Consider the following 23,047-nt stretch of genomic DNA (forward strand, 5'->3'; position numbering starts at 1 on the left):
AGGAGGAGGCCGACCGTGACCACCGTTTCGCTCCGCACGCCCCGCCTGACGACGACGGGCCCGGGCACCACCGCGGACCGGGCCGTCGTCGAGACCGCCCGCGTCCGCGCGGACGCGGCCGCCGTGGCAGGCCCGGCCGACAGCGACGAGCTGGTCCGCGGGCTCGACGACGCCGCCCGCGCCCACCGGTACGCCCTGCTCGCCGGAGGCCTCGCCCTCGCCGTCGTCGTGGGCGTCGCGGCCCTCGCGGGCCCCGGCGCGGCGCTGCTCGCGGTTCCCGCGCTCGCCGTCGTCGGCCACCTCGACCGCGCCCGCCGCACCGTCGTCGCCACCTACGTGCACCCGCGGTCGGCGCCGTCGTCGTCCCACGAGCGGCTGGTCGGGGTCTGGGAACGGCAGCGGATGAGCGCGACGAGCTGGGAGCCCGCGGTCTGGGAGGCCGCCCCGCACGGGGTCCACCACGCTGTCGCCCGCCGCGTCGACGGTCCCCGCCACCTGCGGGCGGACCTCCCGGTGCCGACGTTCGCCGCCGCGCACCGCGACGTCGCCTTCCTGCCCGACCGGGTCGTGATCCGTGAGGGTCGCACCCACCGGGTGGCCGGGTACGACGAGCTGCAGGTCGCGGCGACGGTGTGCGAGCGCGCCGAGGGCGGCCGACTCGGGCGGCTGTCGCTGCGGGTGGCCGACCGGACGGTGGTCTACGACCTCACGTCGGTCGGCGCCGCGTGTGAGCTCGCGGCCGCACTGCGGGGCATGACCGGGCCCCGGTCCGGTCGGGCACCCGCCGCCGACCGCGGAGCCCGGTCCCTCCCGGTGCCGAGCCCGCGGGACGGCGGGGCCGACGGCGCCTGGGACGCCGTCGGCTCCGCCTCACCTCAGAGCGAGACGACCGGCAGCCCGTGGGCCTCGCCGACGGTGGCGCTGTAGAGCTCGCCCGCGTGGGTCGCGAGCCCGGCGGCGAGCCCCGCGTCGGCGGCCAGCGCGGCGCGCCAGCCGCGGTCGGCCAGCGCGGTCGTGAACGGCAGCGTCGCGTGGGTGAGCGCGTGGGTGGAGGTGTTCGGCACCGCGCCGGGCATGTTCGCCACGCAGTAGAAGAGCGTGTCGTGCACCGCGAACGTCGGGTCGGAGTGCGTCGTCGGGTGCGAGTCGGCGAAGCAGCCGCCCTGGTCGATGGCGATGTCGACGAGCACGGCGCCCGGCTTCATCCGCACGACCAGCTCGTTGGTGACCAGCTTCGGGGCCTTCGCACCCGGGATGAGCACCGCGCCGACGACGAGGTCGGCGTCGAGCACCGCGCGCTCGAGGTTGTCGACGTTCGAGTAGAGCGTCTGGACCCGGCCCGCGTAGTGGGCGTCGAGGTCGCGCAGCGTGTCGAGGTTGGTGTCGAGCACCGTGACCCGCGCGTGCATCCCGACCGCCATCTGGATCGCCGCACGGCCCGAGACGCCGCCGCCGAGGACGACGACGTGACCGGCGGGGGCGCCGGGCACACCGCCGAGCAGCAGCCCGCGCCCGCCGTGGGAGCGCATCAGGTGGTACGCGCCGACCTGGGGCGCGAGCCGGCCCGCGACCTCGCTCATCGGCGCGAGCAGCGGGAGGCGCCCGCCGCGCGTCACGGTCTCGTAGGCGATCGCCGTGGTGCCCGCGTCGAGGAGGGCCTCCGTGCACGCGCGGCTCGCGGCCAGGTGCAGGTAGGTGAAGAGCGTCTGGTCGGCACGCAGCCGGTGGTACTCGGAGGCCACCGGCTCCTTGACCTTGACGACCATCTCGGCGTCGCCCCAGACCGCGTCGGGGTCCGCGACGATCCGGGCGCCCGCCTCCTTGTACTCGTCGTCGCCGAACGCGGACCCGACGCCCGCGCCCTGCTCGACGGTGACCTCGTGGCCGTGGGCGATCAGCTCGCGCACGCCCCCGGGCGTCAGAGCCACCCGGAACTCGTTGTCCTTGACCTCGGCTGGCACCGCGACCTTCATGGCTGGCTCCTCCGTTCACCGTGCGTCGTCGACACCATGGTGAACGATCTGCGTGAACACCGGAATATCGCTGAATAAGGTTCTGTAACCTGCCCTTGTGAGTGAATTTCACGACGACGTCGGGGTCGGGCGGGCAGGCACGCCGAATCATCTGCGGGCAGGCGGGCCGGAGCCCGCCGCGCTCGACGACATCGACCGCGCGCTGCTGCGCCACCTCGCGGCCGACGCCCGGATCACCAACGCCGCGCTGGCCGAGGCGGCGGGCATCGCACCGTCCACCTGCCTCGCGCGGGTGCGGTCGCTGCGCGAGCGCGGGGTCATCCGCGGGTACCACGCCGACGTCGATCCGGCCGCCGTCGGGCTGGGCCTCCAGGCGATGATCTCAGTGCGCCTGCAGAGCGACGCCCGCGACCGGCTCGGTGAGTTCCTCGGCCTCGTCCGGCGCCTGCCTGCCGTGCGCGACGTCTATTTCGTGGCCGGCGCGGACGACTACCTGCTCCACGTCGCGACGGCGGGCACCGGGGCACTGCGCGACCTCGTCGCGACCCTGAACGGCCACCGCGACGTCGCGGGCACCGTGACCAGCCTGATCTTCGAGCACATCCGCCCGGCGCACGGCGTCTGAGACCCGCCCGCCCCCGACGTCAGGAAAGTCGCGTTGCAGACACTGGACGTCCGAAAAGCGGCGTCGATCATCTGCCGGGCGACTGGGCCCCGAGTGATCAACGACGGTTCTCGGACGTCCAGTGTCTGCAACGCGACTTTTCTGACGCTCAGGGGATCGTCGGCACGTGGGTCAACCCCGCGCTGTTCGTGCCGCTCGCGTTCTCACCGCGACGAGCGGCGGGCTGGTGGGCGCCGCCGTCGTCGCGCTGATGCGCTGAGCCCTACTCGGCGGACCCCGAAGCCGCCTCGGCGGCCTTCTTCGCGGCCCGCTGCCTGCGCTCCTCGGCCTTCTCGAGGCCCTCGTCCCAGCTCGCCCGTTTCATGAGCAGCCGCCGGTACTGCATGACCTCGGCGGGCCGGTCGACGGCGAGCGCGCCGGCGAGGCGATCCCCGCACCGGTAGAGGGCGACGAAGCGGCCGTCCTCCTCGCCCATCACGACCTCGACGTCGACCTCGGGGAAGCCCTCGCCCGCGCGCGACATTCCGACGAACTGGATGCGGCTGTCGTACCAGTCCGACCAGAAGTAGGGCACCGTCGTGTAGTCCTGCGCGGCCGACGGATTCACGGCGTTGCGCGCCGCGCGGGCCCCCTGCTCCGAGGCCGCCGTCCAGTGCTCGAGGCGCATCGGGGAGGTGTCGACGTCGTCGAACAGCAGGTTCGGCCAGCGCGCGATGTCCCCGGCCACGTACACGCCCGGTGCCGCCGCGAGGGTCGCGTCGGCGACGACGCCGTTGTCGAGGGTCAGCCCGGAGGACTCCAACCAGGCGGTGTTCGGCGCCGCGCCGATCCCGACGACGAGGACGTCGGTCTCGATGACGGTGCCGTCCGCGAGCACCACCGCCTCGACCGAGGAGCTTCCCCGCACCTCGGCGACCGAGACGCCGGTGAGCACCCGCGTCCCCTGCCGCTCGTGGATCGAGGTCAGCGCCCGGCCCATCCGCTCCCCCACGCCACGGACCAGCGGCGTCGGGAGCGCCTCGATGATCGTCACGTCGTGCCCGCGCTTGCGCGCCACGGCGGCGATCTCGGAGCCGATGAAGCCCGCGCCGACGACGGTGACCCGGGGGTTGCCCCGGCGCAGCAGCCGGTGCAGGTGCTGGGCGTCGTCGCGGGTCCGCAGGGTGACCACGCCGGCGAGGTCCGGGCGGACGACCGAGGCGGGCAGCGCGCGGGCGTCCGCGCCGGTGGCGAGGACGAGCGCGCCGTAGCCGATCTCGCGGTCGCCGACCGTGACGGTGCGGGCGTCCAGGTCCAGCGCGGTCGCCGGGGCGCCGAGGACGAGCTCCACACCGAGCTCGTCGAGCGTCTCCCGCTCGCGATAGGTGGGGTCGCTCGGCTCGTCGGCCGCCAGGTGCTCCTTCGACAGCGGCGGGCGGTCGTAGGGCAGATGCTCCTCCGCGCCGATCAGCATTACCGACCCCTCGAACCCGTCGTGACGCACCGCCTCCACCGCACGCAGGCCCGCCAACGACGCTCCGACCACCACCAGATCCGCCACGACGGTGACCCTATCCATGCCGCGACACCCCTCCCACCCCTCCGGCGATGGGCCCTGGTCATCCCTTCGGGGCAGCCGGCTAACACGAGCGGCCCACCGCAGCGATCCCACGGACACAGCGGGCCCCGAGCGGGGCCGCGCCAGGGTCGGGGGGTTCGGCATGCGGGTGAGGACGACGATCGCGGGCTCGGCCGTCGCGCTGGTCGGCGCGCTGGGGATCACGGCGGGCGTGGGGTTCTCCGGGGCGTCCGGATCGACGGGCACCGAGGCTCCGGCGGCGGTGGCGGTGGCGGCACCCGCCGTCGTGCCCCTGGCGAGCGGGGCGCCGTCGGCCGTGGCGGCGACCGCTCCGGCGAGGACCGCGGCGCCCGCCCTCGCCACCTCTCACGTAACGACCCGGACGACCACGCGCACGACGACGACGCGGCCCGCCTCGTCGGCCGGCGATGTCGCGCCCTGCGGCCTGACCGACGGGGCCTGCGTGTCGCTGTCGAAGAAGCGGGCGTGGCTGGTGCAGGACGGGCGGGTGGCCCTGTCGGCACCGATCACCACCGGCCGTCCCGGGGAGCGGACCTCGCCGGGCACGTTCCACGTCACGTGGAAGGACGCCGACCACCTGTCGAAGGAGTTCGACGACGCCCCGATGCCCTGGTCGGTGTTCTTCGACGGCGGAATCGCCTTCCACACCGGGAGCCTGTCGCGGCAGTCCGCGGGCTGTGTCCACCTGTCCGACTCGGCGGCACGGACGTTCTTCCGGACGCTGCGGGTCGGCGACACGGTGGTCGTCCAGCGCTGAGAGGCCGATCCGCACCCTGACGGTCCGGCGCCCCGCCGTCCTCGCGGGGCGCCGGCCGTCATGGTGTCGGGACTGATCGGGGCAGTCCCGGCAGGCCGTGCGCGACCCAGCTGGGGAACGAAAGTCGCACGATCATCGGCCCGTCACGCTCCGTGTGTTGGAGCGACGCACCGTCCAACGCGTCCACCCGGACGTCGTGACGCGTCACGGCCGGTGACCACCCGGAGGGGTGGCATGTGCGGGATCCACGTGTGAACCACGGACAACGCGTCTCGTTAGGGTGCGCCGGTGAGTTCCCAACGCCCGCTCGCGCTGGTCACGGGCGCCTCCCGCGGTATCGGGGCAGCCGTCGCGACGGCCCTCTCCCCCACCCATGACCTGCTGCTCGGCGGGCGCGACGCGGCAGCGCTGTCCGCCGTCGCCGGTCGTCTCGGGGCGCGAGCCCTGCCGTGGCCGGTGGACCTGACCGACCCGGCCGCACTGGCCGCCGCCACGGAGCGGATCGACGAGGTCGACGTCCTGGTCCACTCGGCCGGGGTGGGGATGCTCGGCACGGTCGCGGAGCTCTCCCCGGACACCTGGCGGCAGCAGTTCGAGGTGAACGTCGTGGCGGTCGCGGAGCTGACGCGGTTGCTGCTCCCCGCGCTGCGCGCGGCGCGGGGCACCGTGGTGTGCGTGAACTCGGGAGCGGGCCTGGCCGCGCGCCCGGGGTGGGGGTCGTACGCGGCGTCGAAGTTCGCGCTCCGGGCCTTCACCGACGCGCTGCGGGGCGAGGAGCCGGACCTGCGGGTCTGCTCGGTGCACCCGGGTCGCGTGGACACCGACATGCAGCGCGCCGTCGTGGCGCACGAGGGCGGCAGCTACGACGCGGCGCGCTACCTGCGGCCGGAGTCGGTGGCCTCGGCGGTGCTCACCGCGGTCGCCGCCCCGTCGGACGCGCACATCAGCGAGATCGTCGTCCGGCCGACCGGCTGATCGCGCGCGAGGATGGCGGGCATGTCAGCGATGCGGCCCTATCGGCGTGCTCAACCGGATGCTGACACTGGACGTCAGCCCCGCCGCATCGCTGACATCCCTGGAGCCGACCCGAGAGGACACCCGACACCGTGGACCCGTCCGACTTCGCCGACGTCCTCGCGTCGGTGCGCGAGTTCGTGCGCGAGCAGGTCGTCCCGCGCGAGGACCAGATCGAGGAGGCCGACGAGGTCCCCGCCGAACTGCGCGAGGCGTGCAAGGCGATGGGGCTCTACGGGTTCGCGATCCCCGAGTCCTACGGCGGCATCGGGCTGTCGATGCGCGAGGAGGTCGAGCTCGCCATGGAGCTCGGCTGGACCACGCCGTCGCTGCGCTCGCTGTTCGGCACCAACAACGGGATCGCCGGCCAGGTACTGCTCACCGGCGGCACCGAGGAGCAGCGCCAGGAGTGGCTGCCGCGGCTGGCGACCGGTGAGGTCGTCGCGAGCTTCGCCCTCACCGAGCCCGACGCCGGGTCGGACCCGTCCTCGCTGACGACCAAGGCTGTCCGCGACGGCGAGGAGTTCGTCCTGAGCGGCACCAAGCGGTGGATCACCAACGCGCCGCTGGCCGACGTGCTCATGGTCTTCGCGCGCACCGACTCGGACGCGGCCCCGGCCCGCGGCATCTCGACGTTCCTCGTCCCGACGTCCTCGCCCGGGGTGAGCTTCTCCCAGCACGACGCGAAGATGGGGCAGCGCGGGTCCTGGACCTGCGAGGTCTACCTCGACGACGTGCGCGTCCCGGCCGCGAACCTGATCGGCGCCGAGGAGGGCCTGCACCGCGGGTACGTCACGGCGATGAAGTGTCTCGCGCACGGCCGGCTGCACATCGCGGCGCTGTGCATGGGCATGGCGGCGCGGCTGGTGCACGAGACGACGGAGTTCGCCACCGAGCGCGAGCAGGGCGGGCACGCGATCGCGACCTACCAGCTCGTGCAGGGCCTCGTCGCCGACTCGGTGACCGACTGGCACGCCGGCCGCGCCCTGGTCCGCGAGGCCGCGCGGGCCTACGACGACGGGTCCGACAAGGTCACCGGCCCGTCGACGGCCAAGTACTTCTGCTCCGAGGCGGTCGGGCGGATCGCCGACCGCGCGGTGCAGGTGCACGGCGGCTCGGGGTACATGCGCGGCGTGCCGGTGGAGCGCATCTATCGCGACGTGCGCCTCTTCCGCATCTACGAGGGCACCAGTCAGATCCAGCAGGTGATCATCGCGCGCGGGGCGCTCGGGAAGGCCGCGCGCGGCTGAGCCGGCCCCACCCGCGCGAGGGGAACCCTCGCGCGCATAGAGCGGCCGAATCCTCCCCCGCGTCCGTGATCAACGGGCACGTGTCGGGCAGGAGCACCCCGACCGACCCCGATGCGTGCCCGCTGATCACGCGGCGAGGCCGTCCCGGCGACCCGACAACACTCCTTGACGCCAATGACTTTGCGATACAAACTCATTTGCACCGCGAGCAAGGAGAACGCCATGAGCACGAGCACCCACGAACCCGGCGAGCACCCCACGGCCGTCGACGCCCTGGCCGCGATCGACGCGCAGCAGGACCGCACCGCCCGGTCGCTGCGCCCGAGCCCGTTGGGCATGTTCCTGCCGTGGGGTCTGGGCTACCTCGTCGGGTTCGGCGGGGTCTGGCTGGCGATCCGGGGCGTGCTGCCCGACGGCGTCGTCCCCGCACTGCTCGCCGTCGCCGCGGCCGTGCCCGCCGTCAGCACGGGGATCACCCTGGGCCGCAGCAACCGCGGGCTCGCCGGCCCGAGCCGGCGGATCCGCACGCTGGTCGGCTGGACCTGGCTCCTCGGGTTCGCGGCGCTCTGCGCGATCAACCTCCGCCTCACCGCCCTCGGGGTGCCGGGGCCGACGCTCTCGCTGATCTGGTCGGGCTCCGCGCTGCTCGTCGTCGGCCTGCTCTACCTCGCGGGCGGCGCACTGGGGAATCACGGGCCGCAGTACGTGCTGGGCGTCTGGACGCTCGTGACGGCGGTGGCGACGGTGCTCGTCGGCTACCCGTCGAACTTCCTGGTCCTCGCCCTCGCCGGGGGCGGCGGGTTCGTCGTGCTCGGGGTCTGGATGCACGTGCGGGAGCACCGGTGAGCACCGACCAGGCGCCCGCCGAGCTCGATCCGGTCATCCACGCGCAGGCCCGGCTGCGGGTGACGGCGACGCTGGCCGCGCTCGGTCCCGGCGACCGACTCACCTTCCCCCGCCTCCAGCAGCTGCTCGACATGACGGCGGGGAACCTCTCGACGCACCTGCGCAAGCTCGAGGAGGCCGGCTACGTCGAGGTGACGAAGGCCCACGAGCGGCGGACCCCGGTCACCTACGTCGCACTCTCCACCGCCGGCCGCCGGGCGTTCGAGCAGTACCGCGACACCTTGCGGGACCTCCTGGGCTGACCGCCCCGCGCTACCGCGCGGCGAGCCGCTCGCGCAGCATCCCCGGCTCCGGCTTCTCCGGCATCCGCCCACGACGGCGCAGCTCGGGCACCACGAACGACGCCACCTGCGCGAACGACCCCGGGGTCACCGCGTAGGCGAGGTTGAGGCCGTCGGCGCCGGTCTCGTCGACCCACGCCTCCATCTGGTCGGCCACCTCGGCGCCGGAGCCCACCGCGACCGGGCCGCGCCCGCCGACCGCGAGATGGCGGGCGACCTCGTCCACCGTCCACTCCCGCGACGGGTCGTCGGTGGTGAACGAGGCGAGCGCCGAGCGCCCCGCGTCGGACTCGACGTAGCGCAGCGGCTCGGCGGGGTCGATGCCGGTGAGGTCGAGCCCCGTCCACCCGGCGAACAACGCCAGCGCGCCCTCCCGGGAGTACGCCGACACGTAGGACTCGTACCGCTCCCGCGCCTCGGCCGACGACGCCGCCACCACCGGCGCGAGCTGGGCGAACACCGTCACCGAAGCCGGGTCGCGCCCGGCGTCGGACACCGCGTCCCGCAGCCGCGAGACCTGGCCGCCGACGACCTCCGTCGACGGCCCCGAGACGAACACCGCCTCGGCGTGCTGACCCGCGAACGCCAGGCCCCGCGGCGAGGCGCCGGCCTGGAAGATCACTGGCGATCGTTGCGGCGAGGGCTCGCACAGGAACGGGCCGGGCACGTCGAAGTACCGGCCGTGATAGGAGATCTCGTGCACCTTGGACGGGTCGGTGTACACCCCGCCCGCGACGTCGCGGACGACGGCGTCGTCCTCCCACGAGTCCCACCAGAGCCGCGCGCACACGTCGAGGTACTCGTCGGCCTGCGCGTAGCGCTCGTCGTGCGGCACTTGAGCGCCGAGCCCGAGGTTGGCCGCGGCGCTCTCCAGGTAGCCGGTGACGACGTTCCAACCGACGCGGCCCTTCGTCAGGTGATCGAGCGTCGAGAACCGGCGCGCGAGCGCGTAGGGGTGCTCGTAGGAGGTCGACACCGTCACCCCGAAGCCCAGCGACGACGTCACCGCCGCCATGGCCGAGACCGGCATCATCGGGTCGCCGAGGGGCACCTGGATGCCCGCGCGGACCGCCGCGTCGCGCGAGCCGCCCGCCACGTCGTAGACGCCCAGGACGTCGGCGAGGAAGAGCGCGTCGAACCCGGCGTCGTCGAGCAGGCGGGCGAGCGAGGTCCAGTGGTCCAGGTCGGTGTACCGGAACCCCTGGTCCTCGGGGTGGCGCCACAGTCCCGGGGACTGGTGCCCGGCGCACATCATGGCGAAGGCGTTGAGGTGGATGCGAGCGGAGCGACGGGGATGGACGGGGAGGCTCACGCCGCTCTCCCTACACCTGTGTGCCGACCGGCGCGGCCTCGGACGGGGTGATCTCCGGGTCGGCCGGGCCCGGGTCGAACGCGGTCTCGCGCGCGAGGCCCGCCGAGGCGACGGTGATCGCCGTGAGGACCCCGAGGTACGCGACGACGGCCCAGGGGGCACCGGTGAGCGCGACCAGCGCGGCCGCGACCAGCGGGGAGAACCCGCCGCCGAGCACCGAGCCGATCTGGTAGCCCAGCGAGGCGCCGCTGTAGCGCACGCGGGCGTCGAACAGCTCCGCGAACCATGCCGCCTGGGGGCCGTACATCGCGTCGTGCGCCACGTTCAGGGCGACGACGGCGGCGAGCACGATCAGCCAGGTCGACCCGGTCTCGACCGCGCCGAAGAACAGCGCCAGCCCGACGAGGCCCGCGAGCGCGCCGAACAGCGTGGGACGACGACGGCCGACGCGGTCGGACAGTGCCGCCCACAACGGCGTCGTCGCCAGCCCGAGCGCGGAGGTGACGACGACCGCCAGCAGGCCCGCCGACGACCCGGAGCCGAGACGCTGCGAGATGTAGGTCAGGCCGTAGGTCGTGACGATCACGAACAGCGCGATCTGGGAGATGCGCAGCCCGGTGGTCAGCGCGACCGAGCGCGGAGCCCCGCGCAGGGCCTCGACCACCGGGAGCTTCGCGACCCGGCCGCTCGCGCGCAGCGCCGCGAACTCCGGCCCGTCGTGCAGCTGCAGCCGCACGATCAGCCCGACGACGACCAGCACCGCGCTGGCGAGGAACGGCAGCCGCCAGCCCCAGGCCAGGAACGCCGCGGAGTCGGTCAGCGAGCGGACGAGGAAGAACGACCCGGTGGCGAGCAGCATCCCGGCGGGCGAGCCGATCTGGGTGAAGCTGCCCACGAGCCCCCGGCGTCCGGGCGCGGCGTGTTCGGCGGAGAGCACCGCGGCGCCGCCCCACTCCGCGCCGACCGCGAGGCCCTGGACCACCCGCAGCACCACGAGCAGCGTCGGGGCCAGCACCCCCACCGTCGCGAACGTCGGCAGGACCCCGATGAGCGTCGTCGCCGCGCCCATCGTCACGAGCGCGCCGACGAGCACCGCCTTGCGGCCGACCCGGTCCCCGATGTGTCCGGCCACGACCGCGCCGATGGGGCGGGCACCGAAGCCCGCGGCGTAGGTCGCGAACGCGGCGAGGGTGCCCGCGGTCGAGCTGACGCCGGGGAAGAAGAGCGTGTTGAACACCAGGGCGGTGGCCGTGGCGTAGAGGTAGAAGTCGTACCACTCGACGGTGGTGCCGATCGCCGAGGCGACGGCGACGCGGCGGGGCATGCGGACGGGCACGCGGACGGCAGAGCTCACGGGAGGTTCCTCACGGGCGGGTCGGGGCGGTGGCGGGAGCTACCGACCGCGACACGCCGCGGAGGCGAGCCGGCGCAGGTCGAGGTGCCGACGACGGGTGAGGAACGGGCGCGGCACGGGTGGACATCCTAGTGCCGCCGCCCGGGCCCCTGGCTAGAAGTACGTGCGCGAGACCATGTCCGCGACGACGGCCGGCTTCTCCTCGCCCTCGATCTCGACGGTGACCCGGGAGACCAGCTGCAGCCCGCCGCCGGTCAGGTCGGTGACGTCGACGATCATGACCCGCGCCCGGACCCGGCTGCCGACCGCGACGGGCTGGGGGAAGCGGACCTTGTTCAGGCCGTAGTTGACGCCCATCGTCACGCCCTCGAAGGCCCGCGCCGAGTTCGCCAGGTGCGGCAGCAGCGACAGCGTGAGGAACCCGTGGGCGATCGGCGTCCCGAAGGGGCCGGACGCGGCCCGCTCCGGGTCGACGTGGATCCACTGGTGGTCCTCGGTGACGTCCGCGAAGCCGTCCACGCGTGCCTGGTCGATGGTGAACCACTCGCCGGGCCCGAGCTCGCGGCCCTTGGCCTGGTACACCGCGTCCGATCCGGACAGGACCTCCACCACGTCAAACCCTCCGTCGCCGTCGACCGCCCCGCGCGGTGATCACGGGGACGGGTCGACCCTAGCCCCGGGGCCCGACGGTGGCCCCGCGGGCGAGGGCCACCCGGGCCTCGGGCTCGTCGCGCGCGGCGGCGGCGAGCAGGCCGAGCGAGATCATGCTGACGATCACCGAGCTGCCGCCCGCGGAGATCAGCGGCAAGGTGATCCCGGTGACCGGGAGCAGGCCGAGCACGTACCCGATGTTGATCACGGCCTGCGCCACGAGCCAGACCGTCAGGGTCGCGACGACGACCCGGTTCCACGGGTCGACGGTGCGTGCGGCGATCCGCAGCCCCACCCAGGCGAGCAGCACGAACAGCCCGAGCACCGCGACCGACCCGACGAGCCCGAGCTCCTCGCCGAGGATCGCGAACACGAAGTCGTTGGACGCGTTCGGCAGGTAGCTCCACTGCGCCGCGCCCTGCCCGAGCCCGTCGCCGAGCAGGCCGCCGTCGGCGAGCGAGAACAACGCCTGCTGCGACTGGTAACCGGCGCCGAGCGAGTCGTCCCCGCCACCGCCCAGGAACGACGTCAGGCGCGCCAGCCGGTAGCTCGCGGTCACCGCCAGCACCCCGACCGCGGCGAGGGCCCCCGCCCCGAGCAGCCCCAGCAGCCGCCCCGGGACCCCGGCGAACCAGAGCAGCGCGAACAGCACGACGACGATGCCCAGCGCGGATCCCAGGTCGGGCTCGATGACGACGAGGCCCGCGGTGAGCAGCGCGACCGGCACGACGGGCAGCAGCGACTGCCAGCTCCACCCCCGCCGCCCGGCGCCGGGACCGCCGCGCGCGAGCAGCACGTGCGCACCCCAGAGCACCAGCGCCAGCTTCGCGGGCTCGCTGGGCTGCAGGGAGAGGCCGGCGAGGACGAACCACTTCTGCGCGCCGGCCACCGACGACCCCAGACCGGGGACGAGGACCACGACGAGGGCGAGCAGGGTCAGCCCCAGCAGCCACGGGCTCGCGACCCGCCAGCGGCGCACCGGGACCCGGCCCACCAGCACGAAGGCCACGCCGCCGACCGCGCAGTAGACGATCTGGTGGACGAAGACGCCGTACGGGCTCCCGGTCCGGGTGAGCGAGTCGATCGACGACGCCGAGAGCACCATGACCAGTCCGAGCCCGGCGAGGACCACGGTGAGCCCGACGACCAGGTAGTAGGAGGCCAGCGGCCGCCGCAGCGTCGCCGCCACCGCGCGCCGCGCTCCGATCACGTGGTGGGCGATCGGGCTCGTCCGACGGGGACCCGCTCCCCCACGCACCGCGTCCCCGCGCGCCGTCGTCACACCCGCGAGCCTGGCACCGGCGTGACGCCGTCCGCGGCACCCGCGACCTGCGTGCCCCGGCACGAGAACGCCGCAACCGGACGAACCGAGGGGCCTCAGCCGCGACGGAAGCGGTCGGCGAAGCGGGGGTCGTCCTCCCACCAGAGCCGAGGGCGGCCGGCCTGCTCGGCCGCGTCGAGCTCCGCGTCGACCCGGCGTGCCTCGCGGGCATCGGAGGCCGCGAAGCGCACCGCGATCGCCCCGAGGAAGGGCAGCCCCGCGAGGTCCCCGCCGATCCACCAGACCCCCGCGCCGATGGCCTGGTCGGTGCGCTGGTCGGGCCCCCAGGCGCGGTCGAGAGCGGCGTAGTGCCCGACGGCGAGCAGCGGGCCCATCCAGAGCACGAGCCCGAGCACCCCGTCGGCGACCATCTCGGCGATGGCCACGCCGAGGGTCAGACCGTGGTGGGTCGGGCGCGGCACCGGGTCGATCTGCAGCCTGCTGACGACGTAGAGCAGCCCCGCGGCGAGCAGCGCGACCGAGACCAGCCCGCTGACCGCGCCGTTGCGCAGCTCCAGGGGGTAGAGCCCGGTCAGGTAGAGCACGAAGGGCGGGGCGATGAGCGCGACCGTGGCCATCCCCGGCGACGAGGCCGCCCGCGCCACCCGGGAGCGGCGGAGCGTCCCCAGCCGGCCGACGACCGGGGCGGGGAGGGTGCCGCGCGCGAGGGTGAGCGGCGCCCCGCCCGCGAGCAGCATCGGCGCCACGAGCAGCAGCACCACGCCCTGCAGCGCCCGCGTCCAGAACAGCGTGTCGTCGTAGACCGCGATCGCGCTCGCCCCGACGACGACCAGCGCCGCGACCCCGGCGAGGAAGGACACCAGGCGGCGGGTGGGCCAGGCGCCACCCGCGCCCAGCACGCGGCGTACCCCGGCCAGGTAGCCGCCGCCGAGGACGGCCCCTCCCGCGAGGACGGCGGGGCGGGCGGTCCAGACCGTGAGGGCCCGGACGAGGGTGAGCGGCGGCAGCCCGGCGCCCGGGACGCCGGTGGCTGCGAGCGCGTGGACCGGCACCGCGCCACCCCAGCCCCCGGACCGTGAAGCCGGGGTCAGGAGGGACGGTGCAGGTGCCCGTAGAGCGTCGTGCGGGGCACCGCGAGCCGCTCGGCGATCTCGGTCACCGAGTGGCCCTCGTCGTAGAGCCTGCGGGCCTCGCCCGCGGCCTCCGGGTCGAGCCGGGGCGGCCGCCCGCCGCGCCTGCCGCGGGTCCGCGCGGCGTCGAGTCCGGCGCGGGTGCTGCTCGAGACCAGGGTGCGCTGCAGTCCGGCGAGCAGGTCGAGCGCGGCGAGCAGCCCCCGCCCCGACGGCGTCCTGGTGTCGACGGCCTCGTCGAGCGAGCACAGGTCGGCCTCGGCCGCGTGGAGCCGCTGGCCGATGGCGACCATGTGCAGGACCGACGACGCGAGCCGCTCCAGTCCGGTGACGACGAGGACGTCGCCCACCTTCAGGTCGGCGAGCAGCGCCTCGAGCTCCGGGCGGGCCCCCCGCGCGCCGCTCGAGCGGTCGGTCCGGATCCACGCGTCGTCCACGCCGGCGGCGCGCAGCCGCCCGGCCTGGTCCGACGGGTCCTGGCCCTGTGGCGCGACCCTCGCGTATCCCCGGAACACCACGTCCCCTGCCCCCTGCCCTCACCGATGCGTCAGCCCGCCCGTGCATCGATGTCCGGCGACTCCACGTAACCGGCCACGGGACGTGACGGCCATGACGCCCGAACGGCCCTGCGCGCGTTGGAAAAGGTGTGCCTGCACGCCAGGGTGATCTCTGTGCGTGGTGGTGGCGTGGCATCCGCGCAGGTGGGCGCCTCGGACGTACCTCTACCTCCCGCAGGGCCCTGGCGACGTGGCCCGGACGCCCACCGGCCGTCGGCCGCGACATCGTGATGTAACCGTGATGGTGCACGCCGTCCGATGGGGTCACCCGAACGTCCGAAACGGTGGAGCCTCGCGGCACGACACTCCTCGGGCCGAGTACTGACTGCGTCCGGCAGCCGGTGGAGACTCGACCAATCGGAGCAGGGCCGACAGGCCCAGGGAGAGGAGAAGGTCGACGTGCGCAAGACCGTCGCCATGGTTGCGGCCGTCGTGGTCGCCGTGCTGGCCGTCGTGGCCGCGGACGGGCTGGCCAGTCCGGTCGCGTGGGCGACCGCGGCCGTGCTCGTCGTCGTGACCGCGGCCGCCATCGCCACCGTCAACCTGGCCCCCACGCCGCAGCGCGTGGTGATCGGCCTCGGGGCGCTGTTGGCCGTCGTCGCCATCGCGATCGCAATCGGCGAGTTCTCGGTCCGGGGCTACCGCACGGGGTCGAGCGCCCCGCTGCTCGGCCTGGTCGTGGGGATCGCCGGGCTGCTGGTGGTCCTCGGAATCGCGGCGGCGCGCTCGGCGCCCCGCCCGACCGCGCTCTGGAGCGGCGCCGCGGTCCTCGCCACGATCGCCGTCGCGGCCGGTGTGGTGGTCGGGACGACCGTCCCGTACCTGCCGCTCTCGCGGGCCATCTCGTACACGAGCGCCGACGCCGCGACGACGCTGACCCTCGACGCGCCCGGAGGCGCCGTAACCGGCGACATGCTGGTCGCCCAGGTCTTCCGGTCCGGTGCGGGCCAGGTGAGGGCCCCGCAGGGCTGGACGGAACTGCGGACGACGACGCTGCCCGCCGGTACCGGGTCGGTCTCGGTGTTCACGACGCGGGCCACGGACGCCACCGGTCCGGCGACCTTCACCACCGACACCCCCGCGACGCTGCTCGGCGGCGTCGGCGCCTGGTCCCACGTCGCGGGGGTGTCCTCGCCGGGCGAGGCGACCGGCAGCGGCGGGGCCGTCACCCCGTCCCCCGCCCCGGACGACAGCGCCACCCAGGTCCTCTACTTCGTCGCCGGCACCGGCGTCGCGGACCTGACCCCGCCCGAGCCGCTCTCCGACGCCTGGGTGGTCAAGGTCGACAACGTCGTGAAGGCGACGACGGCGCTGGTCACCCGGCCGGCGCTCTCCACCGACGCCGCCGCTCCGGTCGCCCTCACACCGAGCGTGCCGCTCGCGCCGTGGGCGGTCCAGACGGTGGTGCTGCAGGCCGACTGATCCCCCGCCGTTCCGATGGCCACGCCCCCGTCACCGATGGCACGGTGACGGGGTGCGTGGTGACCCGGAGGCCTACCGGAAACGCTACGAGTCGCGTGTCGACGAGCAGATCCGCAAGGCCATGGAGGCCGGGCAGTTCGACGATCTGCCCGGGGCGGGGAAACCGCTGACACTGCCGTCCCTCCACGACGAGAACTGGTGGATCCGGTCGAAGTTGCGCGCCGAGGGCGTGTCCACCGACGCTCTGCTGCCGCCGTCGTTGCGGTTGCGCAAGGAGATCGAGGGACTCGACGACGCAGTCCGCGACCTGCGGGACGAGGACGCGGTCCGGCAGGTCGTGGTCGAGCTCGACCGCCGCGTCGTCGACCATCTACGGGCACCGTCGGGGCCGGCCGTACCGATCCGGCGGCCGTCCGCCGACACCGTCGTCGAGCGCTGGCGGGAGGTCCGCGCCGCGTCCCGCCCGGCTCCCCGGCCCGCGTCGACGCCGCCCCCGGGGCCTCATCGGCCCTGGTGGCGCCGCCTGCGGCGCGGGTGACCGAGCCCGGGCTCGGTGATGCTCGTGGCTGTGTGGGCACGAATTCCTCCGCCACCGGCACCTGATCGACTCCGGGGTCTTCTCATCGCGGGGCGGGCGGGTCAGACTCCTCCCGCCCGCCCCGAGGAGGACGCCGAGGGGCCGACCCGGGAGTCACCTGATGCCGACGGAGCCCACCCGTATCGACCTGCCGTCCGAGGGCGGCCAGACCGTCGCGGTCTTCCGGTGGCTCCCCGCGGGAGACCCCCGCGGGGTCGTGCAGCTGACCCACGGCATGGGCGAGCACGTCCGCCGGTACGCCCACCTCGCCGAGGTGCTGACCGGCGCGGGCTTCCTCGTCCAGGGCCAGGACCACCGCGGCCACGGCGCCACCGCGCAGGCCAACGGGACCCAGCCCGGCTCGCTGGGCCGCGGCGGGTGGCCCGCGCTGGTGGACGACATCGGCCGGCTCGTCGAGCTGGGGCGTCAGGACGTCCCGGGGGTGCCGCTGGTCCTCCTCGGACACAGCATGGGCTCCTTCGCCGCACAGCAGTACCTGCTCGACCACTCCGAGGACGTCGACGCCGCGGTGATCACCGGCACCACGCTGCTCGACCAGATCGAGGCGGGCCTCGACACCTCGGCGGAGATCGACCTCTCCGCGTTCAACGCCCCGTTCGCCCCGGCGCGCACCGACTTCGACTGGCTCTCCCGGGACGAGGCCCAGGTCGACGCCTACGTGACCGACCCGTGGTGCGGCTTCGGCCTCGACCCCACGGCAGGCACCGAGATGCTCGCGGGCGGACGCGCGGTCGCCGACCCGCAGCGGCTCGCCGCGATGCGCCAGGACCTGCCCGTGTACATCGCCGTCGGCGAGCAGGACCCGGTCGGCGGGCCCGTCGTCCTCGCCCAGATGCTGGCCGACCGCTACCGCGAGGCCGGGCTCAAGGACGTCACGTTCCGGGTGTGGCCCGGTGGCCGCCACGAGATCCTCAACGAGACCAACCGCGACGAGGTCGAGGGCGAGCTGCTGAGCTGGATCGAGGGCGCCGCCGGGGGCTGATCGGCTACCAGGCCGGCCGCAGCCGACCCAGCACGAGTCCCACCAGCGGCGGCACGGTCACCGGGGTGAACGCGATACCCACCGCCCCGAGGGTCAGCAGGACCGTGATCTGGGTCTGGACCCCCAGCGCGAGCGGCACCATGCCGAGCACCAGCGTGGCGACGAACCCGACGAGCATCATGATCTGGCCGCTGCGGAGCCTGCGGGCCTCCGAGACGCGGCGCGCGAAGCGCGGGTCGTCGGCGCGCAGGGCACCGATGATGGACGTGAATCGGCGGTCCACGGGGCCGCGTTCGGGCCGCGTGTCCTTCTCCGACGACGGGTCCTCGCCGGCCTGGTCACCCTGGTGCACCTTTACAGAGTGACCGGTCGGACCCGCATCGCACACCGTGGGGTCGGACACGCCGGGTGAATCCCCACCTGCGGCGCTACCGCCACACTGGGGACATGAACCTCGCACCGCTGCTCACGAGCGGTTCTCTCGACGATCCGGAAGTGCTCGCGGCGGTCGCCGCGGCGCCCGAGGAACGCTTGTTGCCCGACGTCACAGTCATCAAGGTGGGCGGGCAGAGCCTGGTCGACCGTGGCCGGGCCGCCGTCTTCCCCCTGCTGGAGGAGATCGTCGCGGCCACGGGGGACCACCGCCTGCTCATCGGGACCGGAGGCGGGACCCGAGCCCGGCACGCCTATGCGCTGGCCGCCGGACTGGGCCTCCCGACCGGTGTGCTGTCCGACATCGGTTCCTCGGTGGCCGGGCAGAACGCCGCGATGCTCGGCTACCTGCTCGCGAAGCACGGCATCCCGGTGGTCGAGCCGCACGCGCTCGCCTCGCTGCCGCTGCATCTCGCCGAGGTCCGGGCCGCCGTCTTCGCCGGGATGCCGCCCTACGACATGTGGCAGCGCGTCCCGGAGGCGGGCGTGATCCCGCCCTACCGCACCGACGCGGGCTGTTATCTGGTCGCCGAGACCTACGGCTGCGCCGGGATGATCTACGTCAAGGACGAGGACGGCCTGTACACGGCCAACCCCAAGAACGACCCGTCGGCCGAGCTGGTCCCCGAGATCTCGGTGTCGGATCTGCTCGCCCGCGATCTGCCCGACCTCGTCGTCGAGCGCGGCGTCCTCGAGCTCATGGCATCGGCGCGCCACGTCCGCCACGTCCAGGTGGTCAACGGGCTGCGCCCCGGCGTCCTGACCCGCGCCCTCGCCGGCGAGCACGTCGGCACCCTCATCACGGGCTGACGGCCCTCCACCCGAAGGAGGTGGCCGTCGTGACGGCCCCCGAGACCTCAGAAGTCCGCAGCAAGGACGTGCCCTCGGCGCTGATGCGCCAGACCCTGCTCGACCCGGAACGCCTCGCGGCCGCCGAGCCTGGCCGCGAACGGCCCCCGCGGCGCTTGCTGCCGTGGCTCGACGTCGTCGTCCTCGGCGGTTCCAGCGTCGTCGACCGTGGCGGCGACGTGCTGCTCGGCGTCGTCGAGGAGCTGCGGTCCACGTTCGCCGGACCCGCTCCCGTCGACGGCGGGACCCGCCTGCTGATCCTCACCGGCGCGGGTGTGCGGGCGCGCCACGTGCTCGGCGTCGGCCTCGACCTGGGCCTGCCCGCGGGCGCGCTCGCCGGGCTCGCCGCCACCGAGGCCGAGCAGAACGGCCACCTCGTCGCGGCGCTGCTGGCCGCCGACGGGGTCTCGTACCTGCCGCACGGCAGCGTCGCGCGTCAGCTGCCGGTGCACCTGGCCGCCGCCCCCGCCGCGGTGTCCACCGGCTACCCGCCCTACGGGGTGCACGAGTTCCCGACCGCGGGCGGTCGACTCCCTGTGCACCGCACCGACGCGGGCGCGCTGCTGCTCGCGGACGCCTTCGGCGCGCGCTCGCTGACCTACGTGCGCGATACCGAGTCGCTCGCGGGATTCGAGGGTGCGGCGCTGACGGTGGGCGACGCGACGGAGCGTGCGGGCGGGCTCCCGGTCGACCGCGTCGTGCTCGACCTGCTGCCGCGCGCGAAGCACGTGCGCTCGCTCGCCGTCGTCGACGGCACTGTGCGCGGGCGCATCTCCGACGCCCGCGCGGGCCGCCCCAGCGGGCTCACCCTGCGGGCGGACTGAGCCGGGAGAGCACCGCGTCCCAGTCGCGGGCGAGCCCCGTGGAGGGCTCGCCCGCGATGGCGCGCAGGTAGATCCCGTCCCCCAGAGCGGCGATCAGGTCGCCGGTCAGGTCGTCACCGGCCTCCTCGGCGAGCACGTCGCGCCACGCCGTCATCACGTCGCGCGCGGCGACGGCCGCCGCCTCCTCGGACCCGGCGAGGCTCAGCAGGGCGACCATGCTGCGGAACATGGCGCTGTCGCGCTGCGGGTCGTCGGCCGAGGTCCGCAGGTAGTAGCGCGCCACCGACTCCTCGCCCGCGGTCGCGGCCGCCCGCGCCGCGGCGATGTCGTCGTCGGTGAGGCTCCGGACCCAGTCCAGGAAGCCGGTGAGCAGGGCGTCCTTCGAGCCGAAGTGGTAGAGCAGCCCGCCCTTGGACACCCCGGCGCGGGTCGCCACCGCCTCGAGGGTCACCGCGTCGGGCCCGTGGCTCACGACGTGGTCGACGTAGGCCCGGACGATCTGGTCCCGCTGCGAGGGCCGGGGCATCCTCCGACCCTATCGCGTCTCACTGCACCGTCCGGCTGGTACAGTTTCGATTCGTAACTGTACCGTCCGGACTGTCAATAAACGGAGACGTCGCCATGCTCGTCCAGCGCCGGAGGGCCCTCGCTCTCGCGACCCTCACCGCCCCGGTCCTGCTGATCACGCTGGACATGACCGTGCTCGGGGCGGCCCTGCCCGCCATCTCCGCGGACCTGCGCCCCGGGGCGGCCGAGCAGCTCTGGATCGTCGACATCTACTCGTTCGTGCTCGCGGGCCTGCTCGTGGTCGCCGGCGGTCTCGGTGACCGCCTCGGTCGTCGGCGGCTGCTGCTCGTCGGGGCGGCGGCGTTCGGGCTCGCCTCGCTGGCGGCCGCGTTCGCGCCCACCGCGGGGGCGCTCGTCGCGGCCCGGGCCCTGCTCGGGCTCGGGGGCGCGACGCTGATGCCCTCGACCCTCTCGCTGATCAAGACGATCTTCCCGGAGCCCGCTGCCCGGCGGCGCGCGATCGGGGTCTGGGCGGCGACGTTCTCCGCGGGGGCCGCGGCCGGACCCGTCGTCGGGGGCTGGCTGCTCGAGCACTTCTGGTGGGGCTCGGTGTTCCTGGTGAACGTGCCGATCTGTCTCGCGCTGCTCGCCGTCGGCCCACTGCTGCTGCCGGAGAGCCGTGACCCCCGCCCGGGGCGGTTCGACCTGCTCTCGGCAGGCCTGACCCTCGCGACGATGCTGCCGGTCGTCTACGCGGTGAAGTCCCTGGCCACCGACGGGGTCACGACGGCCGGGGCCGGGGCCGCCGTCGTCGGGCTCGCCGCGGGCGCGTGGTTCGTGCACCGCCAGCGCACCGTCGCCGACCCGCTGATCGACCTCACGCTGTTCGCCCGCCGGGCGTTCTCGGTCTCGGTGGCGACGAATCTGCTCAGCGTGTTCGCGCTCGTCGGGCTGCTGGTCCTCGTGCCGCAGTACCTCCAGCTCGTGGCGGGCATGTCTTCGCTGGAGGCCGCGCTGTGGCTCGTCCCCGGCACCCTGACCGGGATGGCGGGCGCGCTGGTGGCCGCCCGGCTGGCCCGCCGCTTCCCGGTCCGACGGCTGGTCGGCGGCGCCCTCGCGGTCGCCGCGCTCGGCTTCGGCACCCTGACGCTGCTCGGTGCCGGAGCCGGGCCGGTGGCCGTCGTCGTGGGCATGGCGCTCGCCGGGATGGCGGTGGCGCTCGTCGAGACCCTGACGACGGACCTGATCCTGGAGTCCGCCCCCGCCGACCGCGCCGCGGCCGCATCGGCGATCTCGGAGACCGGTTTCGAGCTGGGCGGAGCGCTCGGGGTCGCGGTGCTGGGCAGCATCGCGGCCGCGACCTACCGGGCGGGCCTGCCGGACGGCGTGCCGGGCGACACCCTCGGCGGGACGCTCGCGGCCACGACCGACCCGGCGCTGCTCGCCGCGGCGGGCGCGTCGTTCACGACGGCCCTCGCCGTCGTCGGAGCCGTCGCGGCGCTGGTGCTGGCGGGGGCGGCGTTCCAGTCGCGCCTGCTGCCGACCCCCGTCCGGACCAGGAACGCCATGCCAGCGGTGGCGCATCGCTGACATCTGACGTCAGGAAGGGACCACGCTCACATCGGCGTCCGGGCTCAGGCCAGCAGCGGCGGGCGGCGGGCCGACCACTCGGTGGCCGCCTCGTGGGTGAGCCCCACCTCGAGCACCCGACGGTCACCACCCGGTGGGCCGATCAGCTGCACGCCGACCGGTAGCCCGTCGGAGGTGAACCCGGCGGGCATCCCGAGCACGGGGACACCGGCCATCGACCACGGCGCCACCGTCTCCATCCAGCGGTGATAGGTGTCCATCGTCCGGCCGGCGATCTCCCGCGGCCACGGCACCTCCGCCGCGAACGGATGCACCTGGGTGGCCGGGGCGAGGAGCACGTCGTACCGGCGGAACAGCCCGACCACCGCCGCGTACCACTCGGCCCGCACCGTGGCCGCCTCCGAGACCTCCCGCGCGGTGAGCGCCGTGCCGTGCTCGATCTCCCAGCGCAGCTCGGGCTTGAGCTGCGCCGCGAGGGCGGGGTCCTCGAGCAGCGGCGCCATCTCGACGGCGTTCCACCAGCGCCACCGCAGGACCGCGTCCCACAGCCGGTCGAGGTCGAAGGCCGGGACGACGTCCTCGACGACGGCGCCGAGCCCGGCCAGGACGTCGACGGCGCCGTGGGCGTCCTCGAGCAGCCCGGGCTCGGTCGCGAGCCGGCCGCCGAGGTCGCCCAGCCAGCCCACCCGCAGGCCCGCCGGGTCGGCCGGGCGCAGCGACGTCAGGTCCAGCGGGTCGGTGCGGTCGAGCGGCCCGACCGGGCCTCCGTCCGTCATCACCTCGAGCAGCGCGGCCAGGTCGGTCACCGAACGCGCCATCGGCCCCGCCTCGCCCAGTTGCGCGACGAAGCCCGGGACGCCGGGCACCCGGCCGCGCGAGGGCCGCAGCCCGTACACGTTCGCCCAGGCCGCAGGGTTGCGGAGGGAGCCCAGGGTGTCGCCACCGTCGGCCGCCGGCAGCATGCGCGTCGCGAGCGCGGCCGCCGCACCGCCCGACGAGCCGCCGACGGTGCGGGTGTGGGCGTAGGGGTTGCGGGTGGTGCCCCAGACCGGGTTGTAGGTCTGCGACCCGAACCCCAGTTCCGGGGTGTTGGTCCGCCCGACGAACAGCGCCCCCGCCGCCCGCATCCGCGCCACGTGCGGCGCGTCGACGACCCCGACCCGGTCGGCGAA

The 23,047-nt window shown here is 74.6% G+C and carries 25 protein-coding genes; 13 read left to right on the forward strand and 12 right to left on the reverse strand.

What is annotated here, in order from left to right:
- Window positions 1-15: 15 nt before the first annotated feature.
- Window positions 16-927: a hypothetical protein gene (locus tag VGI02_RS25840; RefSeq protein ID WP_331632364.1), complete on the forward strand. Its 912-nt coding sequence runs from the start codon at window positions 16-18 to the stop codon at window positions 925-927.
- On the opposite strand, the gene ald is transcribed toward VGI02_RS25840, so the two are convergent.
- On the reverse strand, window positions 876-1,973 hold the full coding sequence (gene ald, locus VGI02_RS25845) for an alanine dehydrogenase (RefSeq protein ID WP_331632366.1): 1,098 nt from the start codon (window positions 1,971-1,973) through the stop codon (window positions 876-878). The genes VGI02_RS25840 and ald overlap by 52 nt on opposite strands.
- 97 nt (window positions 1,974-2,070) lie before the next feature.
- Here ald and VGI02_RS25850 point away from each other — a divergent pair, with 97 nt between their 5' ends.
- Window positions 2,071-2,598, forward strand: coding sequence for an Lrp/AsnC family transcriptional regulator (locus tag VGI02_RS25850; RefSeq protein ID WP_331632368.1), 528 nt, complete (start codon window positions 2,071-2,073; stop codon window positions 2,596-2,598).
- 262 nt (window positions 2,599-2,860) lie between these two features.
- On the opposite strand, the gene VGI02_RS25855 is transcribed toward VGI02_RS25850, so the two are convergent.
- Complete coding sequence (locus VGI02_RS25855; RefSeq protein ID WP_331632370.1) at window positions 2,861-4,138, reverse strand: NAD(P)/FAD-dependent oxidoreductase; 1,278 nt, start codon at window positions 4,136-4,138, stop codon at window positions 2,861-2,863.
- 160 nt (window positions 4,139-4,298) lie between these two features.
- On the opposite strand from VGI02_RS25855, the gene VGI02_RS25860 reads away from it, so the two are divergent.
- The 5 genes from VGI02_RS25860 to VGI02_RS25880 all read left to right on the forward strand — a co-directional run bounded on the left by VGI02_RS25860 (window position 4,299) and on the right by VGI02_RS25880 (window position 8,346).
- Window positions 4,299-4,934: a L,D-transpeptidase gene (locus VGI02_RS25860; protein ID WP_331632373.1), complete on the forward strand. Its 636-nt coding sequence runs from the start codon at window positions 4,299-4,301 to the stop codon at window positions 4,932-4,934.
- A gap of 288 nt (window positions 4,935-5,222) precedes the next feature.
- The gene (locus tag VGI02_RS25865) at window positions 5,223-5,909 is read left to right on the forward strand and encodes an SDR family oxidoreductase (protein ID WP_331632375.1); all 687 of its coding nucleotides are present in this window, start codon (window positions 5,223-5,225) and stop codon (window positions 5,907-5,909) included.
- 131 nt (window positions 5,910-6,040) lie between these two features.
- Window positions 6,041-7,198, forward strand: coding sequence for an acyl-CoA dehydrogenase family protein (locus VGI02_RS25870; RefSeq protein WP_331632377.1), 1,158 nt, complete (start codon window positions 6,041-6,043; stop codon window positions 7,196-7,198).
- A 222-nt stretch (window positions 7,199-7,420) separates the two neighbouring features.
- Complete coding sequence (locus VGI02_RS25875) at window positions 7,421-8,044, forward strand: hypothetical protein (RefSeq protein ID WP_331632379.1); 624 nt, start codon at window positions 7,421-7,423, stop codon at window positions 8,042-8,044.
- Window positions 8,041-8,346: a transcriptional regulator gene (locus tag VGI02_RS25880; protein WP_331632381.1), complete on the forward strand. Its 306-nt coding sequence runs from the start codon at window positions 8,041-8,043 to the stop codon at window positions 8,344-8,346. The genes VGI02_RS25875 and VGI02_RS25880 overlap by 4 nt, the downstream gene beginning before the upstream one ends.
- Window positions 8,347-8,356: 10 nt before the next feature.
- Here the strand turns inward: VGI02_RS25880 and VGI02_RS25885 are convergent, their stop codons facing one another.
- The 7 genes from VGI02_RS25885 to VGI02_RS25910 all read right to left on the reverse strand — a co-directional run bounded on the left by VGI02_RS25885 (window position 8,357) and on the right by VGI02_RS25910 (window position 14,632).
- The gene (locus VGI02_RS25885) at window positions 8,357-9,697 is read right to left on the reverse strand and encodes an LLM class flavin-dependent oxidoreductase (RefSeq protein ID WP_331632383.1); all 1,341 of its coding nucleotides are present in this window, start codon (window positions 9,695-9,697) and stop codon (window positions 8,357-8,359) included.
- 10 nt (window positions 9,698-9,707) lie between these two features.
- Complete coding sequence (locus VGI02_RS25890) at window positions 9,708-11,051, reverse strand: MFS transporter (RefSeq protein ID WP_331632385.1); 1,344 nt, start codon at window positions 11,049-11,051, stop codon at window positions 9,708-9,710.
- Between the two features lie 39 nt (window positions 11,052-11,090).
- Window positions 11,091-11,168, reverse strand: coding sequence for a putative leader peptide (locus VGI02_RS29195; protein ID WP_414638384.1), 78 nt, complete (start codon window positions 11,166-11,168; stop codon window positions 11,091-11,093).
- Between the two features lie 36 nt (window positions 11,169-11,204).
- Window positions 11,205-11,660 carry a MaoC family dehydratase gene (locus VGI02_RS25895; RefSeq protein WP_331632413.1) on the reverse strand — a complete coding sequence of 152 codons (456 nt, stop codon included), beginning with the start codon at window positions 11,658-11,660 and terminating at the stop codon, window positions 11,205-11,207.
- A gap of 61 nt (window positions 11,661-11,721) precedes the next feature.
- On the reverse strand, window positions 11,722-12,984 hold the full coding sequence (ftsW, locus tag VGI02_RS25900; RefSeq protein WP_331632387.1) for a putative lipid II flippase FtsW: 1,263 nt from the start codon (window positions 12,982-12,984) through the stop codon (window positions 11,722-11,724).
- A 95-nt stretch (window positions 12,985-13,079) separates the two neighbouring features.
- A complete protein-coding gene (locus VGI02_RS25905) occupies window positions 13,080-14,036 on the reverse strand; it encodes a cytochrome c oxidase assembly protein (protein WP_331632389.1) in 957 nt (318 codons plus the stop codon).
- Between the two features lie 35 nt (window positions 14,037-14,071).
- The gene (locus VGI02_RS25910; RefSeq protein ID WP_331632391.1) at window positions 14,072-14,632 is read right to left on the reverse strand and encodes a recombinase family protein; all 561 of its coding nucleotides are present in this window, start codon (window positions 14,630-14,632) and stop codon (window positions 14,072-14,074) included.
- A 438-nt stretch (window positions 14,633-15,070) separates the two neighbouring features.
- Here VGI02_RS25910 and VGI02_RS25915 point away from each other — a divergent pair, with 438 nt between their 5' ends.
- The 3 genes from VGI02_RS25915 (at window position 15,071) to VGI02_RS25925 (ending at window position 17,673) form a co-directional block, all read left to right on the forward strand.
- Complete coding sequence (locus VGI02_RS25915; protein WP_331632393.1) at window positions 15,071-16,093, forward strand: hypothetical protein; 1,023 nt, start codon at window positions 15,071-15,073, stop codon at window positions 16,091-16,093.
- Between the two features lie 52 nt (window positions 16,094-16,145).
- Window positions 16,146-16,631, forward strand: coding sequence for a DnaJ family domain-containing protein (locus tag VGI02_RS25920; protein WP_331632395.1), 486 nt, complete (start codon window positions 16,146-16,148; stop codon window positions 16,629-16,631).
- A gap of 160 nt (window positions 16,632-16,791) precedes the next feature.
- Window positions 16,792-17,673: an alpha/beta fold hydrolase gene (locus tag VGI02_RS25925; RefSeq protein ID WP_331632397.1), complete on the forward strand. Its 882-nt coding sequence runs from the start codon at window positions 16,792-16,794 to the stop codon at window positions 17,671-17,673.
- Between the two features lie 4 nt (window positions 17,674-17,677).
- Here the strand turns inward: VGI02_RS25925 and VGI02_RS25930 are convergent, their stop codons facing one another.
- Entirely contained in the window at window positions 17,678-18,025 is a 348-nt protein-coding gene (locus tag VGI02_RS25930) for a DUF3040 domain-containing protein (RefSeq protein ID WP_331632399.1), read from the reverse strand.
- Window positions 18,026-18,120: 95 nt separating this feature from the next.
- Between VGI02_RS25930 and VGI02_RS25935 the strand changes: the two genes are divergently transcribed.
- Entirely contained in the window at window positions 18,121-18,915 is a 795-nt protein-coding gene (locus VGI02_RS25935) for an amino acid kinase family protein (protein WP_331632401.1), read from the forward strand.
- A gap of 29 nt (window positions 18,916-18,944) precedes the next feature.
- Window positions 18,945-19,778, forward strand: a complete 834-nt coding sequence (locus tag VGI02_RS25940; protein WP_331632403.1) for an amino acid kinase family protein — start codon at window positions 18,945-18,947, stop codon at window positions 19,776-19,778.
- Here VGI02_RS25940 and VGI02_RS25945 read toward each other — a convergent pair.
- Complete coding sequence (locus VGI02_RS25945) at window positions 19,759-20,304, reverse strand: TetR/AcrR family transcriptional regulator (protein WP_331632405.1); 546 nt, start codon at window positions 20,302-20,304, stop codon at window positions 19,759-19,761. The genes VGI02_RS25940 and VGI02_RS25945 overlap by 20 nt on opposite strands.
- Before the next feature lie 95 nt (window positions 20,305-20,399).
- Between VGI02_RS25945 and VGI02_RS25950 the strand changes: the two genes are divergently transcribed.
- Entirely contained in the window at window positions 20,400-21,875 is a 1,476-nt protein-coding gene (locus VGI02_RS25950; RefSeq protein ID WP_331632407.1) for an MFS transporter, read from the forward strand.
- Window positions 21,876-21,919: 44 nt separating this feature from the next.
- On the opposite strand, the gene VGI02_RS25955 is transcribed toward VGI02_RS25950, so the two are convergent.
- On the reverse strand, window positions 21,920-23,047 hold a 1,128-nt coding region (locus tag VGI02_RS25955), incomplete at its 5' end, for an amidase (protein ID WP_331632409.1).

The sequence above is a fragment of the Actinomycetospora sp. genome, from assembly GCF_036497245.1.
Taxonomy (GTDB): Bacteria; Actinomycetota; Actinomycetes; order Mycobacteriales; family Pseudonocardiaceae; genus Actinomycetospora.

What these genes read in the sequence shown, in the direction of transcription:
- VGI02_RS25950 (WP_331632407.1), top strand. Translation starts at nt 20,400, where the DNA reads ATGCTCGTCCAGCGCCGGAGGGCCCTCGCTCTCGCGACCCTCACCGCC.
- VGI02_RS25860 (WP_331632373.1), top strand. Translation starts at nt 4,299, where the DNA reads ATGCGGGTGAGGACGACGATCGCGGGCTCGGCCGTCGCGCTGGTCGGC.
- VGI02_RS25875 (WP_331632379.1), top strand. Translation starts at nt 7,421, where the DNA reads ATGAGCACGAGCACCCACGAACCCGGCGAGCACCCCACGGCCGTCGAC.
- VGI02_RS25945 (WP_331632405.1), bottom strand. Translation starts at nt 20,304, where the DNA reads ATGCCCCGGCCCTCGCAGCGGGACCAGATCGTCCGGGCCTACGTCGAC.
- VGI02_RS25925 (WP_331632397.1), top strand. Translation starts at nt 16,792, where the DNA reads ATGCCGACGGAGCCCACCCGTATCGACCTGCCGTCCGAGGGCGGCCAG.
- ald (WP_331632366.1), bottom strand. Translation starts at nt 1,973, where the DNA reads ATGAAGGTCGCGGTGCCAGCCGAGGTCAAGGACAACGAGTTCCGGGTG.
- VGI02_RS25935 (WP_331632401.1), top strand. Translation starts at nt 18,121, where the DNA reads ATGAACCTCGCACCGCTGCTCACGAGCGGTTCTCTCGACGATCCGGAA.